At 75.0% G+C, this 14,487-nt stretch carries 14 protein-coding genes; 11 read left to right on the forward strand and 3 right to left on the reverse strand.

The features are described from left to right. The 8 genes from GTY84_RS03285 to GTY84_RS03320 all read left to right on the forward strand — a co-directional run bounded on the left by GTY84_RS03285 (nucleotide 1) and on the right by GTY84_RS03320 (nucleotide 7,978). Complete coding sequence (locus tag GTY84_RS03285) at nucleotides 1–1,017, forward strand: cobalamin biosynthesis protein CbiX (RefSeq protein ID WP_345943328.1); 1,017 nt, start codon at nucleotides 1–3, stop codon at nucleotides 1,015–1,017. Further along, on the forward strand, nucleotides 1,014–1,511 hold the full coding sequence (locus GTY84_RS03290) for an urease subunit beta (RefSeq protein WP_161224559.1): 498 nt from the start codon (nucleotides 1,014–1,016) through the stop codon (nucleotides 1,509–1,511). The genes GTY84_RS03285 and GTY84_RS03290 overlap by 4 nt, the downstream gene beginning before the upstream one ends. A 1-nt stretch (nucleotide 1,512) precedes the next feature. Then, a complete protein-coding gene (gene ureC, locus GTY84_RS03295; RefSeq protein ID WP_161224560.1) occupies nucleotides 1,513–3,237 on the forward strand; it encodes an urease subunit alpha in 1,725 nt (574 codons plus the stop codon). Between the two features lie 4 nt (nucleotides 3,238–3,241). Beyond that, entirely contained in the window at nucleotides 3,242–4,027 is a 786-nt protein-coding gene (locus GTY84_RS03300; protein ID WP_161224561.1) for an urease accessory UreF family protein, read from the forward strand. 79 nt (nucleotides 4,028–4,106) lie between these two features. Continuing rightward, entirely contained in the window at nucleotides 4,107–4,727 is a 621-nt protein-coding gene (gene ureG / locus GTY84_RS03305) for an urease accessory protein UreG (protein WP_161224562.1), read from the forward strand. A 1-nt stretch (nucleotide 4,728) separates the two neighbouring features. Continuing rightward, nucleotides 4,729–5,670 carry an urease accessory protein UreD gene (locus tag GTY84_RS03310; protein ID WP_161224563.1) on the forward strand — a complete coding sequence of 314 codons (942 nt, stop codon included), beginning with the start codon at nucleotides 4,729–4,731 and terminating at the stop codon, nucleotides 5,668–5,670. Nucleotides 5,671–5,681: 11 nt separating this feature from the next. Next, a complete protein-coding gene (locus GTY84_RS03315; protein ID WP_161224564.1) occupies nucleotides 5,682–7,025 on the forward strand; it encodes an ammonium transporter in 1,344 nt (447 codons plus the stop codon). A 386-nt stretch (nucleotides 7,026–7,411) separates the two neighbouring features. Further along, a complete protein-coding gene (locus GTY84_RS03320) occupies nucleotides 7,412–7,978 on the forward strand; it encodes a TetR/AcrR family transcriptional regulator (protein ID WP_161224565.1) in 567 nt (188 codons plus the stop codon). A 31-nt stretch (nucleotides 7,979–8,009) separates the two neighbouring features. On the opposite strand, the gene GTY84_RS03325 is transcribed toward GTY84_RS03320, so the two are convergent. Further along, nucleotides 8,010–8,660 carry a ScbR family autoregulator-binding transcription factor gene (locus GTY84_RS03325; RefSeq protein WP_161224566.1) on the reverse strand — a complete coding sequence of 217 codons (651 nt, stop codon included), beginning with the start codon at nucleotides 8,658–8,660 and terminating at the stop codon, nucleotides 8,010–8,012. A gap of 880 nt (nucleotides 8,661–9,540) precedes the next feature. Between GTY84_RS03325 and GTY84_RS03330 the strand changes: the two genes are divergently transcribed. Next, on the forward strand, nucleotides 9,541–10,719 hold the full coding sequence (locus GTY84_RS03330) for a 4-hydroxybenzoate 3-monooxygenase (protein ID WP_161224567.1): 1,179 nt from the start codon (nucleotides 9,541–9,543) through the stop codon (nucleotides 10,717–10,719). 177 nt (nucleotides 10,720–10,896) lie between these two features. After that, nucleotides 10,897–11,790, forward strand: a complete 894-nt coding sequence (locus GTY84_RS03335; RefSeq protein WP_161224568.1) for a Bax inhibitor-1/YccA family protein — start codon at nucleotides 10,897–10,899, stop codon at nucleotides 11,788–11,790. A 176-nt stretch (nucleotides 11,791–11,966) separates the two neighbouring features. Here the strand turns inward: GTY84_RS03335 and GTY84_RS03340 are convergent, their stop codons facing one another. Beyond that, a complete protein-coding gene (locus GTY84_RS03340) occupies nucleotides 11,967–13,043 on the reverse strand; it encodes a P1 family peptidase (RefSeq protein ID WP_161224569.1) in 1,077 nt (358 codons plus the stop codon). 176 nt (nucleotides 13,044–13,219) lie between these two features. Between GTY84_RS03340 and GTY84_RS03345 the strand changes: the two genes are divergently transcribed. Then, nucleotides 13,220–13,531, forward strand: coding sequence for a hypothetical protein (locus tag GTY84_RS03345; RefSeq protein ID WP_345943329.1), 312 nt, complete (start codon nucleotides 13,220–13,222; stop codon nucleotides 13,529–13,531). A 108-nt stretch (nucleotides 13,532–13,639) separates the two neighbouring features. Here GTY84_RS03345 and GTY84_RS03350 read toward each other — a convergent pair whose 3' ends face one another. Beyond that, on the reverse strand, nucleotides 13,640–14,434 hold the full coding sequence (locus GTY84_RS03350) for a hypothetical protein (protein WP_161224570.1): 795 nt from the start codon (nucleotides 14,432–14,434) through the stop codon (nucleotides 13,640–13,642). Nucleotides 14,435–14,487 lie beyond the last annotated feature (53 nt).

Raw genomic sequence — 14,487 nt, forward strand, 5'->3', positions numbered from 1 at the left:
GTGCGCCGGGGCACGGTGGTGGCCGTCGGCGGCCACGAGAGCGACGGCGGACGCGCCCTGCGCGGGCTGCTGGATCCCGGGGTGGCCCGGGTGGGCCGGGGGCGCGAACTGCTCGCCCGGGTCAGGGCGGAGCGCGCCCGGGACGAACCGGTGTGCGTGGTGCCGATGACCCTGGGCCGGGACCCGGACCTGATCGCGGACGCCGCCCGCACCCTGCTGGCCCTCTCGCCCGCGGAGCGCGCCGGCACCGTGCTGGCCGGGCCCTTCGGCACCGCGGACCACCTCACCGGCTGGCTGCGGTCGGCCGCCCTGCGGGTGCCGGCGGACCGGGCGCTGCTGGTCACCGCGCCGACCGGGGACCCCTTCAGCGACGCCGACCTCTTCCGGATCGCGCGCCTGGTGCGGCAGTACGGACGGCACCGCCTCGTCGAGACCGCCCTGATCGGCGGCGACCCGGACCCGGCGGAGGGCGTGCGCCGCTGCCGGGCCCTCGGCGCGGAGCGCGTCGCGCCGCTGGCCGCCTCCTGGGTGCTCCCCGTCCTCCCCGCCGGGGCGAGCGAGCCGGTGCGGCCGCTGCTCACCGCGCCCGCGGTGGCCGGGGTGCTCGCCGCCCGCGCGGCCGACGCCTGGCACCTCCACGACCGGCACGGCGACGACGGCCTCTCCCGCGCCCTGACCGCCGCCCACGGGCACGGCCACGCCCACAGCCACGGCCCCGGGGACGACGGGCACGGCCACGGCACCCCCGGCCACGGGCACGGCACCCCCAGTCACGGACACGGTCCCGGCGGCCACGACCACGGCCACGGGACCCCCGGCCACGGCCACGCCCCCGGCGTCCACGGGCACGACCACGGTGAGCACCCCCACCCCCACGGCCCCGGGGAGCCCGGCCCCGCGCACGGCGGTCACGGCGACCACCTCCACGGAACCCCGGCGCCCGGCGCGCACCCCGACCCCCGGGACGGCCGCGCCCCCGCCCCGTACGCCCTCCCCTTCGGCAGGAGCCTGTCATGACGCTTCCCCCCCGCCACCAGTACGGCGAAGGCACCATCGAGATCAACGCCGGACGGCGCACCGTCAAGGTCACCGTCCGCAACACCGGCGACCGGGCCATCCAGGTCGGCTCGGACTACCACTTCTTCGAGGCCAACTCCGCCCTCGAATTCGACCGCAACGCCACGCTCGGCACCCACCTCAACATCGCCGCCGGGACCTCCGTCCGCTTCGAACCCGGCGGCACCCGCGAGGTCGAGCTGTGCGCCTACGCCGGCACCGGGCGGCTCACCGGCTTCAGCGGCCTGCTCAACGGCAGCGTCAAGTCGCACCCCGCCCGGGTGGAGGCCGTCGCCCGCGCGTTCCAGCGCGGCTTCCGCGGCGCCGAGGGGCCGGCCGGGAGCGCCGCCGGGAACTCCCCGTCCGCCGGAAGGTCCTCCGCCGGAAAGGCGGAGGGCAAGGGCGACTCCGCCAAGTCCGGAGCCAAGAAGGCCAAGAAGAAGGGAACGAACTGACATGCCGACCCTCTCCCGCAAGCAGTACGCCGACCTGTTCGGCCCCACCGTCGGCGACCGCTTCCGGCTGGCCGACACCAATCTCGTCGTCGAGGTCGAGAAGGACGTCCGCGAGGGCTCGTACGGCGACGAGATCGTCTACGGCGGCGGCAAGACCATGCGTGACGGCATGGGCTCCGACCCGCAGGCCACCGCCGCGCAGGGCGCCCTCGACCTGGTGATCACCAACGCCGTGGTGCTGGACCCGGTGCTCGGCGTCGTCAAGTGCGACATCGGCGTCAAGGACGGCTTCATCGCGGGCATCGGCAAGGCCGGCAACCCGCAGACCCAGGACTCGGTGGACCCCCGGCTCGTGATCGGCACGGGCACGGAGGTCATCGCGGGCGAGCACCTGATCGCCACCGCCGGGGCCATGGACGCGCATGTGCACCTGATCTCCCCGCAGCAGTGCGAACAGGCCCTGAGCAACGGCATCACCACCCTCTTCGGCGGCGGCACCGGGCCGACGGACGGCAGCAACGGCACGACCTGCACCCCGGGCCCGTACAACCTCGCCCGCCTCCTGGAGGCCGCCGAGGACCTGCCGGTCAACATCGGCATCATGGCCAAGGGCAACGGCAGCCTCCCCGCCGCGCTCGACGAGCAGATCGAGGCCGGGGCCGCCGCCCTCAAGGTGCACGAGGACTGGGGCTCGACGCCCGCCGTCATCGACAACGCGCTGGCCGTCGCCGACCGCCACGACGTGCAGGTCGCCATCCACACCGACACCCTGAACGAGGGCGGCTTCTTCGAGGACACCCGCTCCGCGATCGACGGCCGCACCATCCACACCTTCCACAGCGAGGGCGCGGGCGGTGGCCACGCCCCCGACATCCTGCGGGTGACCGGCGAGCCCAACGTGCTGCCGTCCTCCACCAACCCGACGCTGCCGTACACCAGGAACTCGGTCGACGAGCTGCTGGACATGGTGATGGTCTGCCACCACCTCAGCCACGACATCCCGGAGGACGTCGCCTTCGCGGACAGCCGGGTGCGGGCGGAGACCATCGCGGCCGAGACGGTCCTGCACGACCGGGGCATCATCAGCATGGTCTCCTCCGACTCCCAGGCCATGGGCCGCGTCGGGGAGTCCGTCACCCGCGCCTTCCAGATCGCCCACGTGTGCAAGGAGGCGTTCGGTCCGCTGCCCGAGGACTCCGCGCGCAACGACAACGAGCGGGTGCTGCGCTACCTGGCCAAGGTCACCATCAACCCGGCCATCGCCTGCGGCGTCGCGGACCACGTCGGGTCCCTGGAGGCGGGCAAGCTCGCGGACATCGTGCTCTGGCCGATGCACTCCTTCGGCGCCAAGCCCAAGATGGTCATCAAGGGCGGGGTCGTCTCCTGGGCGCAGATGGGCGACCCCAACGCCTCGCTGCCCACGCCCCAGCCCGTCTACTACCGGCCCATGTTCGGCCAGTACGGGAGGGCCCTCCAGAGCACCCACGTCACCTTCATGTCCCAGGCCGGCATCGCGGCCGGGGTCCCGGAGCGGCTCGGGCTCCGGCGGCGGGTGCTGCCGGTGCTCAAGACCCGCACCATCGGCAAGCACAACATGGTCCGCAACGACGTGCTGCCGGAGATCGAGGTCGACCCGGAGACGTACCAGGTGACGGTGGACGGCGAGGTGGTGACCATCGACCCGGCCCGCGAACTGCCCCTCAACAAGCTGTTCTTCCTCGCCTGAGCCCATGTTCCGCGACGAGGACACCACCCTGGAGGCCGCCGGTCCGGGCCCCGGCGCCCCACCGGGCACGGCACCGCCCGGGACCGCCGCCGCCCCGGCCGCGACGGCGGTGGGGCGGCTGCTGACCGCCCTCCAGCTCACCGACTCGGCCTTCCCCAGCGGCTTCTACACCCTCTCCCACGGCCTGGAGGGCTTCACCCAGCAGGGCGCGGTGGACCGCGACACGCTCCCCGCGCTCCTGCACGACGTGCTGCGGCACGGCGTCGGCCCCTCCGACGCCACCGCGCTCGCCCTCGCCCACCGGGCCGCCTCGGCCCGGGACTGGGAGACCGTGGCCGCCGTCGACCGGCGGCTGCACGCCACGAAGCTCAACCGCGAGTCCCGCCAGGCCGCCATCCGCACCGGGCGGCAGCTCCTGGACCTGGCCGCGGAGGTCTTCGGCGGGCCCGGCATCGTCCGCTACCACCGCACGGTGGCGGAGCGCCGGGCGCCGGGCACCCAGGCGGTGGCCGCCGGGGTCGTGCACGCCGCGTCCGGGGTGCCGGTCCGGCAGGCCGTCGCCGCCGACCTGTTCGCCTTCTGCGCCAGCTTCGCCGGTGCGGCGCTCCGGCTGCGGCTCACCGACCACCGGCTCGCCCAGGTCCTGCTGCGGGGCGCGGCCCCGGTCATCGAGCGGGCCACCCGCGAGGCCCTGGCCCGGGACCTCGACGACCTCGGGGCGACCACCTTCGCGGTAGACGTGATGTCGGCCCGCCACGAACGGGCGGAGGCCCGCCTGTTCGCCAGCTAGGGAGTGCCGGGCACCCCGCCCGAACCGGGTGCCGGACCCCCGGCGGCCCGGCCCGTCCCCATCGAAAGGAAATCGGACCATGACGGACAACGTCCTGCGCGTCGGAATCGGCGGCCCCGTCGGATCGGGCAAGACCGCCCTCATCGAGGCCCTCGTCCCCGTCCTCATCGGCCAGGGCCGCACGCCCGCCGTGATCACCAACGACATCTACACCCAGGAGGACGCCCAGCACATCCGCCGCACCCTGGCGGGCGTGCTGGACGGCGACCGGGTGGTCGGCGTGGAGACCGGCGCCTGCCCGCACACCGCGGTGCGCGACGACCCGACGATGAACCTGGCGGCCGGCGCCGAGATGCTGGAGCGCTGCCCCGACGTGGACGTCCTCCTCTACGAGAGCGGCGGCGACAACCTGACGCTCACCTTCAGCCCCGCCCTCGTCGACGTCTTCGTCTTCGTGCTGGACACCGCCGAGGGCGAGAAGATGCCGCGCAAGCGGGGGCCCGGAATCACCGACTCCGACCTGCTGGTCATCAACAAGATCGACATTGCCCAGTACGTGCGGACCGACATCGGCGTCATGGAGTCCGACGCCCACCGGGTGCGCGGCGACGGCCCGGTGGTGCTCACCGACTGCCTGACCGGCACGGGCGTCGACGAGGTCGCCGCCTTCCTCGCCTCGCGGCGCAAGGTCCTGATCTGAGATGCCCGCCGTCCGCGACCGGCTCGCGCCGGAGTACTACGAGCCCGCCCGGCTGCCGCCGGAACTGGCGGCCCACGCCGGCGCGCCCCGGACGCTCGGGCCCGGCTCGCCCGCCAAGGTCGGCATCCTCGACCTGGGGTTCGCGCGGCGCGGGGACCGGACGGAGCTGGTCGAGCGGTACCAGAAGGCGCCGCTGGAGATCATGCGCCCGCTGCACGTCGACCCGTCGCTGCCCGGCATGGCCGTCACCTATGTGATGGCCACCGGCGGGGGCGTCGCCCAGGCCGACCGCTACCGCCAGGACCTGCGCTGCGGCCCGGGCACCGAGGCGCTGTTCACCACCCAGGCGGCGACCAAGGTCTACCGGATGGAGCAGGACTACGCGACGCAGCTCGTGCGGCTCTCCGCCGACGAGGGCGCCTACGTGGAGTACCTGCCCGATCCGCTGATCCCGTTCGCGGGCGCCCGCTTCCACCAGAGCGCCGTGGTCACCGTGCACGAGGACGCCACGGTGGTGTACGGCGAGACGGTCACCGCGGGGCGGCTCGCGCGGGGCGAGCGGCACGCCTACACCGTCCTCGGCGGCGACCTGGAGTTCCGCCGCCCCGACGGCACCCTCCTGGCCGCCGACACCCTGCGGCTGCGCCCCGGGGGGCGCGGCGGGGTGGACGGGCCGGGGGTCTTCGCCGGGCACGACCACGTCGCCTCCCTGTTCGTGGTGAGCGGCCGGTGCCCCGCCGCCGGGATCGCGGACGCCCTGCACGCCTCCCTTGCCGGGCACGAGGTGCTCCACGGGGCGAGCGTGCTCCCCGGGGAGTGCGGGGCCTGGGTGCGGGTGCTCGCCCACGAGGAGCCCGCCGTCACCGCCGCCGTCCGCGCCGCCTGGGACGCCGTGCGCCGTCTGCTCACCGGTCACCCCGCCCCCGACCTGCGCAAACCGTAGGAGGTACCGCCGTGATCACCGCACCCGCCCCCATGCCGCCCGCCTACGACTCCGGCGACACCGCCTGGATGCTGGCCGCGGCGGCCATGGTGCTGCTGATGACCCCCGCCCTGGCCTTCTTCTACGGCGGCATGGTGCGCACCAAGCACATCCTGGTGATGCTCAAGATGAGCTTCGCCTCGCTCTGCTTCGTGAGCATCCTCTGGTACATCGTCGGGTACACGCTCGCCTTCGGCCCGGACGCCGGGGGTGTCGGGCTCATCGGCAACCTGGACCACGCCTTCCTGCGCGGCATCGGTCCGACCACCCTGACGGGCTCCATCCCCACCTATGTGTACGCCACCTTCCAGATGGGCTTCGCCATCGTCACGGTCGCGCTGATCAGCGGCTCCATCGCGGGCCGGGCGACCATGCGGGGGTGGCTGGTCTTCTCCGCGCTCTGGCTGCTGATCGTGTACGTACCGCTCGCCCACTGGGTCTTCGACACGGAGCACGGCTGGATCACCGCCCGGCTGGGCGCGCTGGACTTCGCCGGGGGCCTGCCGGTGGAGCTGAACTCGGGCATCGCCGGGCTGGCCGCCGCGCTGGTCGTGCGGGGCCCGGCGGACTTCCGGCGCCAGGAGCCGCGGCCCAACAACATCCCCCTGGTCATGATCGGCGTGGCGCTGCTCTGGTTCGGCTGGCTGGCCTTCAACGCGGGCTCCGCGGTCCGCGACACCGGGACCGCCGCGACGGCCTTCATCAACACGCAGCTCGGCGCGGCCGGGGCGATGGTGACCTGGCCGCTGGTGGAGTACTGGCGCACCCGCAGGGTCACCATGATGGGCGTCGGCTCGGCGGCGGTGGCCGGCATGGTCGCCATCACCCCCGCCTGCGGCGAGATCGACCCGACCGGCGCGCTGGTGACCGGGCTGGTCGCCGGGTTCGTCTGCGCCTTCGCCGTCACCCTCAAGTACCGGATCGACGTGGACGACACCCTGGACGTGGTCGGGGTGCACGGCGCCGGGGGGCTGACCGGCCTGATCATGGTCGGCCTGTTCGCCACGGCCCAGGTGAGCGGCAAGAAGGGGCTGTTCTACGGCGGCGGCGGGACGCTCCTCTGGAAGCAGGTCGTGGCCGTCCTCGCGGTGTCGGCGTTCTCCTTCGCGCTCACCTGGCTGCTGGCCAAGGCGGTGGACCTGACGGTGGGGTTCACGGACCGGAAGGCGTACGCGGCGGTGCCGGGCGAGGACGAGGAACGGGCCTACGACTTCCGCGCCGCGGCCCGGCTGGACGCCCTGGCGTCCGGCGGCCATGCCGACCGGGAGGCCCTCGCCGAGATCCAGCGCCTCCTCAAGGACCACCGGGACGCGTGAGGGGCGGGGGCGGGGGGCGCCGCTGTGCTGTGCGCCCGCGGGGCCGGGACGGGACGGCCGGGGACGGGGATGCCACCGGGGGAAGGGGGCGGCCGGGGCGGATTCCGGTCCGCCGGGCCCGCACCGCGCGATCCCGTCGCCTTGGGCGACCGGTAACAGGCAGGGCTGTCTATATGGCAACCCTGTTCGATGGTTCGGGGCGTGAATGAAGATCCCTGGTCGCGACCGACAGGGGCCGGGTTTCGGTCAATCATCAACGATTCTGGTGGGTGTTCCGCGCTTCGCCCTGCCCATCAAAACAGGCAGAGTTGTATGCTCTCTGGTGTCGCCGGTGCCCACGCCTGCGGCACCTCATGTTGCGGCGGGAGCGGGCGGGAGCGGATCTGATGCAGACGCGGGCCGAACGGACGCGCCGGTCCCTCGTGCGGGCCGCGGCCGAGCTGATCGCGGACGGGAGCCCGGCCGACGCGGGGCTGGTCAACGTCTGCCGCCGGGCGGGGGTGAGCCGGGGCGCCCTCTACCACCACTACTCCTCGCTCGGGGAGCTGACCGCCGAGGTCTACGGGCAGGCCCGCGGCCGGCTCGTCGAGCTGATGGACGAGGCGTTCGCGGGCCCGGCCGCCGACGCCCCCGAGCGCTTCCTCGTGGCCCTGGGCGGGGCGCTGCGCGCCGAGACGGTGGTCCGGGCGGGGGTGCGGCTGGCGGCGGACGGCTCCGCCGGCCCGCCGCTGCTGCGCGACGAACTCCCCGCCCTGGTGCGGGAGAGGGTGAGCCGCGCCCGCTGGGAGGGCGGGCCGCCGGAGCCCGGCACGGCCGATCTGGTCCTCGCCGTGGCCGCCGGGATCGAGTCGCTCGGCTACACCGACCCCCGCTGGTGGGACCGGACGACACTGCAGCGGCTCAGCGGCCTGCTGCGCCCCCTGGTGGCACCGGTGGAGGAGGGGCGGTGCTGAGGCGGGCGCGCGGCTCCCGCGGGCGGCCGGGTCAGGGAGCGGCGGCGGGAGCGGGCGGCGCGGCCTCCGGGGCCGGGACGGCGGGCGGGACGACGCGCAGCCGGCCGATCAGCCCGGGGGTGGCCAGGCCCGGGAGCGTGAAGCGCCAGAACGCGGTGACGCGCTCGGGCAGGTCCGCGCGGTTGGTGTACACCTGGGACACGATCTGGAGTCCGGTGAAGGCGCCGATGATCAGCGACGTGGCCTCCCGCACGTCGACGCCGGGAAGGATCTCGCCCTGGTCCTGGGCCTGCCGCAGAAGGCCGAGGATGGCGGTGCCGGACTGCTCGTAGGCGGTCTGGCGGGGCGCGTCGAACGACGTCTGCTCTATGGTCAGGCGCACGCTGGCGCGCAGCACCGGGTCGATCTGGAGGCGCCGGGAGAACTCCAGCGTCAGGTCGATCACGGCCTGGAGCTTCACCGGCTGGTCGGGCACCTCCAGGGCCTCGGCGTGCGCGTCGACCAGGGCCATCGCGATGGCCTTCTTCGACGGGAAGTGGTGGTACATCGAGCCCCGGGTGAGACCGGTGCGGGCGAGGATCTCGTTGGTGCTCGCGGCGTCGTAACCGCGTTCGTCGAAGACCTGGGCGGCAGCCTCCAGGATGCTCCGTCTCGACCTCCTGCCGCGTTCCTGCTGCGTCATCCCGCTCCCCTACCCTGTATGAACAGACTTGTCTGTATCTTAGGGGACGGCGGGCCGCGCCGCCGGTCCCACGACCGCGCCGGGCGCGCCGGGGCACCGCGGGGCGTGCGGGGCGCCATCGGGCGCGCCGGGGCGCCGCCGGGCGAGCGGGGTGCCGTCGCCGGGGCGGGGTCCGGGGTGGGCGTCGGACGTCCCGGGTCCAGGGTTCGCGCTTCCCCGGCCGACCGGTCCTCCCGCGGTCGGCCGGTTCTCCCGGCGCCGCCCCTCTGCGGCCGTCGCCCTCCTTCCGTGGCCGGTCGGCCCTCCTGTCGCCGTCGCCTTCCTCCCGTGGCCGGCCGGTCCTCCCGCCGCGGGTCGGCTCCTTCGGGCCCACCGCCCGCCCGCGCGGGGCCCGTCGGGGCTCCTCGCCGCCGTCCTCCGTCCCGTCCGGCCCCGCCCGGCCTCGCCCGGGATGCGGTGCTTCCGGCCCGTGCCCCCGCCCGCGCCCCCGTCCGAGGGGGCGGGATCGTCTCCGCCCGGCCGGCGCGGGCGGTGGGCCCGTTCGCCCGCGCCGTCGTCGTCGCGCCCCGGCGCCGTCCGGGCACGTGCGCGGACGGCGGTGACCGCCCCCGCCGTCCGTCGCCCGCGCCCCGGCCCTCCCGTCGCCCGCCCCACCTTCCCGTCGCCCCCTCCGCCCTGCCCGGCCGCTGCGCGGGGCGGTGGGCGGGCCGGTGGGCGTTGACAGATGGAGGCACACGGCAGAGACTCACCCCCAGAAAGTGAAGGAATTTTCACCAGGCGAACAAATGCTCGCCGCGCCGCCGCACCCGCGCCGCCGCACCCGTGCCGCGCACCCGGCGCGCCGTGCCGCCGCACCCACACCGACCGAAGGGAACGACCGATGCGCACCACCGTCGGGATCATCGGGGCCGGCCCCGCCGGACTGCTGCTCGCCCGGCTGCTGCACAACGCCGGGATCGACTCGGTCGTCCTGGAGAGCCGGGACCGCGCCTACGTCGAGCAGCGCCAGCGCGCCGGAATCCTGGAGCAGGGCACCGTCGACGTCCTGCGCGCCGCCGGAGCGGGCGCGCGGATGGACCGTGAGGGACTGCGCCACGACGGCGTCGAGCTGCGCTTCGACCGCCGCCGCCACCGCGTCGACTTCCCCGCGCTCACCGGCGGCCGGTCCGTGATGGTCTACGCCCAGACCGAGGTCTGCAAGGACCTCATCGCCCTGCACGCCGAGGACGGCGCCCCGCTCCTCTTCGAGGCGGAGGCCCTCGCGGTGGAGGGCGCCACCACCGACCGTCCCCGCGTCCGCTTCCGCCACCAGGGCACCGAGGACGTCCTGGAGTGCGACTACGTCGTCGGCTGCGACGGCTCCTGGGGCGTGGCCCGCAAGGCCGTCCCGGACTCCCTCGGCCGCGGCTTCGAGCGCGTCTACCCCTACTCCTGGCTCGGCATCCTCGCCGACGTCGCCCCCTCCCACGACGAACTGGTCTACGCCCGGCACGACCGCGGCTTCGCCCTGCTCTCCATGCGCTCGCCGTCCGTCTCCCGCCTCTACCTCCAGGTCCCGGCCGGGACCGACGCCGGGGCGTGGAGCGACGAGGAGATCTGGGACGAGCTCGACCGCCGCCTGGAGACCGACGACGGCTGGACGCTGCGGCGCGGCCCGATCACCCAGAAGTCGGTGACGCCGATGCGCTCGGCCGTCCACGAGCCGATGCGCCACGGCCGGCTCTTCCTCGCCGGGGACGCCGCCCACATCGTGCCGCCCACCGGCGCCAAGGGACTGAACCTCGCCGTCGGAGACGTCGTCACCCTCGCCCGCGCCCTCACCCACCGCCGGGACACCGGCTCGGGCGCCCTCCTGGACGCCTACTCCGCCACCTGTCTGCGCCGCGTCTGGCAGGCCGAGCGGTTCTCCTACGACATGACGACGATGCTGCACCGCGACCCCGGTGCCACTCCCTTCGAGGACCGGCTCCAGGTGGCGCGGCTGGACCGGATCTCCCAATCGCGGGCCGCCGCCACGGACCTGGCCGAGGGCTACACCGGCTTCCCGCTGGACGCGTAGTCCGCCCGCACCCGGCCCGGCGGCGCGCGCACCCCGCCCGTGAGGAGCGTCACCGGTCCGCGTAGCGTGTTCCGTCAAAGAGGGAGGGAAAGATCCTCCCCAGGCAGTAGGGTCAATCCTTTGCCGTTCTATTACTCTTGAGCCCAAGGCTGCGCCGTGTGGCCATGGAGGAGTGAAATGAGGAGCAGAAACCCGGTCTTCTCGCGACGGGGGTTCAGCCGCGACAACGGCTACGCGGGCTTCAACGCCGCGCCGCAGGCCGGGGGCCCCGCCGTCGCCACCCAGGGCAACCCGTACGCGCAGCCGTCCGGCAACCCCTACGCGCAGAACCCGTACGCCACGCAGGACCCGCAGTACGGCGTGCCGCCGCAGGCGCCCGCCGTCGCCGACCGGATGACGATGGACGACGTCGTCATCCGCACCGGCAGCACCCTCGGCCTGCTGGTCGTCACCGCCGCCCTGTCCTGGGCCCTGCTGCCGGTCGACGACGCCAACATCGGGCGTTCCTACGGCATCGCCATCGGTGCCGCGCTGATCGGCATGGTGCTGGCGTTCGTCCAGTCCTTCAAGCGCAAGGCCTCGCCCGCGCTGATCCTGTCGTACGCGGCGTTCGAGGGCGTGTTCCTCGGCGTGGTGTCCAGCGTCGTCGACAACCGCATCGCCAGCGGCGCGGCCATGCAGGCCGTGATCGGCACGATGGCGGTCTTCGTGGGTGTGCTGATCGCCTACAAGGCGGGCTGGATCCGCGTCAACCGCCGCTTCTACGGCTTCGTGATGGCGGCGGCGCTCGGCTTCGTCCTCCTGATGATGGTGAACATGCTGTTCGCCGTCTTCGGCGGCGGCGACGGCCTCGGCTTCCGCAGCGGCACCCTCGGCATCGTCTTCGGCATCGTCGGCATCCTGCTCGGCGCCTGCTTCCTCGCCCTGGACTTCAAGCAGGTCGAGGACGGCATCGCCTACGGGGCCCCGCGCGAGGAGTCCTGGCTCGCCGCCTTCGGCCTCACGCTGACCCTGGTCTGGATCTACATGGAGTTCCTGCGGCTCATCTCGATCCTCAACAGCAGCGACTGACCCGGCGCGAGCGCCGGCGGCCGTCGCCGCAGCACAGGAAGGGCCCCGGGCACCCGCCCGGGGCCCTTCCCGCCGTTCCGGGGCCCCGCGGCCCCGCCGCGGCCCGTCGCGCACCGGGCGCGCCCGCCCGACGCCACCGGGCGCGCCGGTCGGACGGGGGGACACGACGCCGGGTCCTAGCGCTCCCGGGCGGGTGCCGCGAGGGCGTCCAGCAGCCGGTCCACCGGCAGTCCCGGAAGGGTCCGCCCGCCGAAGCCGGTGGTCGTGGACGCCGCGAGCAGCGAGTTGAGCACCGCCTCCTCGACCGCGTCGAGCACTCCGTCGAACAGCGGCCCCAGTTCCGCGTCGGCCACGGCCGCGCCGCCCGTGCCCGGTGGCACCGTCCCGAGGGCGACGGCGTAGTCACCGCTGCCGTGTCCGTACGCCGCGCCCGTGCGGGCCAGGGCGAACACGGCGCGCCGGGCCAGCCGGGTGAGCTGCCGGGCGTCCAGCGGGGCGTCGGTGGCCACCACGATCACGCAGGAGCCGGTCTCCGCCGCCCCCGCGCCCGCCCCGTCCGCGAGCCCCAGCGAGTCCGGGGTGAGACGGCGGCCGAGCACCCGCAGCGTGCCGCCGAAGTTCGCCTGCGCCAGCACCCCCACCGTGTGCCGCGCCCCGCCCGGGGCCGCGACGCGCGAGGCGGTGCCGATGCCCGCCTTGAACCCCAGCGCGCCGGTCCCGGTGCCCGCGCCCACGCTCCCCTCGGCCACCGGGCCGCCGCGCGCCCCGTCCAGCGCGGCGCACACGTGCTCCTCGCGCACCGGCCGGGACCGGATGTCGGAGAGGAAGCCGTCGTTGCACTCGCCCACGACCGGGTTGAGGCTGCGCACCTCCGCGCAGCCGGGCCGCCGGAGCATCCAGCCGACGAGCGCGTCGGCCACCCGGAAGGCGGAGAGCGTCGAGGTGAGCAGCACCGGGGTCTCCAGGGTGCCCAGTTCGGCGAGCTGGGTGGTGCCGATGAGCTTGCCGTGGCCGTTGCCGGTGAACACCCCCGCGGGCAGCGGGGAGTGCGGCCCGACCGCGCCGGGCACCACGGCGGTCACCCCGCTGTGCACGTCGGGCGGGCGGCGGACGGTGGTGTGCCCGACCAGGACGCCGGGCACGTCGGTGATGGCGTCCAGGGGACCGGCGGGGAGGTCCCCGGCGACGAGGCCGAGGTCGCGGGCCCGGGGCCGGGCGGGGCCTTCGGGGGCGGGGTCGGTGAGGGGGTTCATGGGGCGGGAGGCTACGCGCCAGCCGGGGCGGCGGGGAACGTTCGGCCCGGCCGGTGCGTCCGGAACCTCCCGGCGCCCGCACTCCTTCCGGTACCGGAACTCCTCCCGGCGCCTTCGGGCACCTTCCGGCGCCGCGCCGTTGGCGGCCCTCCCCGGCGGGCGCGTACGCTCGCGCCGTGCTTGATACGACGCCGTTGACCCGTGCAGTGGAGGACTTCGCCGACCGTCTGCGGGCCGCGCCGCAGAGCCGGCTGCAACGCGGGGCCGCCGCGGAGGCGCTGGAGCTGGCCAGGGAACTGGCCCGGCGCGCCCAGCGGCTGGAGGAGCCGGGGACCGAGCCCCGGGTGATGCCGGACGCGGGGATGTTCGCCGCCGCCGACCAGATCGCGGTCGCCGCGAACGACCTGGCCGCGGTCCTGACGGAGCCGGGCCAGGTGGAGGAGGCGGTGGGCCTGGTGGAGGAGGCCCGCGGACGGGCCGGGGTGTGAACCGGGCGGCCGGGGAGTCCGGCGCGGGTGCGGTCCGGCGGGCGGGGCGGCGGCGGTGCCGAGGGGGCGCCGCGGAATCCGCCGGGCCCGCGGTGGTCCGGGCGCCGGTTACAGCGAGGCGATGACCCGGTCGGCGAGGATGTACACGTTCTCCTCGCCGCAGGAGAAGGTCAGGGTGTAGGCGCCGGAGACGCCCGAGCCGCCGAGGAGGCGCGGGGTCTCGCCCCCGGCCAGGGCGGCGGCCAGGCGCTCCGCGGTCTCGCGGTGGCCCGGCGTCATGCACAGGGTGGTGCCGTCGGCGAAGACGTACACGTCGAGGGTGCCCAGCGGGCCCGGCCGCACGTCGGCCAGCGCGACGCGGGAGGCGGCCAGTTCCTCCAGCGCGGCGACGGTGCGCTCGTGGTCGGCCACGGCGGGCGACGGGGTGGGCACGAAGTCGGGGTGCGAGGGGTGGCGGCGGCGGGCGGCGGCCAGTTCGGCGGATTCCGCGGCGCCCTCCTCGGCGTCGGCGACCGGGTCGGCCAGCGGCTCCACCACCGGCTCCAGACCCGCGAAGTCGGCCTGGCGGGGCAGGAACAGCTCGCTGTCGGAGAGCCCGAGCAGCAGCGGGGTGTCGGAGGCGTCCCGGGACTCCTGGGCGGCCCAGAAGGCCCGCGCCTCGGCGAGTTCCCGCTCGCGCTCCTCGGCGAGGGCCTCGGCGACGGCGGCGCGTATCTCGTCGGCGTCGGCCGTCGTCCGGGCGGCCGGGACGAGGCCCCGCGCGGCGGCGGCACGGCTCTCGATCAGCTCGGTGTGCAGGGCCGCGACCCGGCGGCGCAGCACCAGGACGGTGCGCAGGACGGCGACGCCCACGGCGCCGGTGGCGGCCGTGGTGAGCAGCAGGGCGATGGGCATGGCGCTCACTGACAACTCCCGGTTCAAGGTCGATCCCCGACTTCCTACCTCAGCTTGAAGGG

Source organism: Streptomyces sp. SID8352 (assembly GCF_009862265.1).
Lineage (GTDB): Bacteria > Actinomycetota > Actinomycetes > Streptomycetales > Streptomycetaceae > Streptomyces.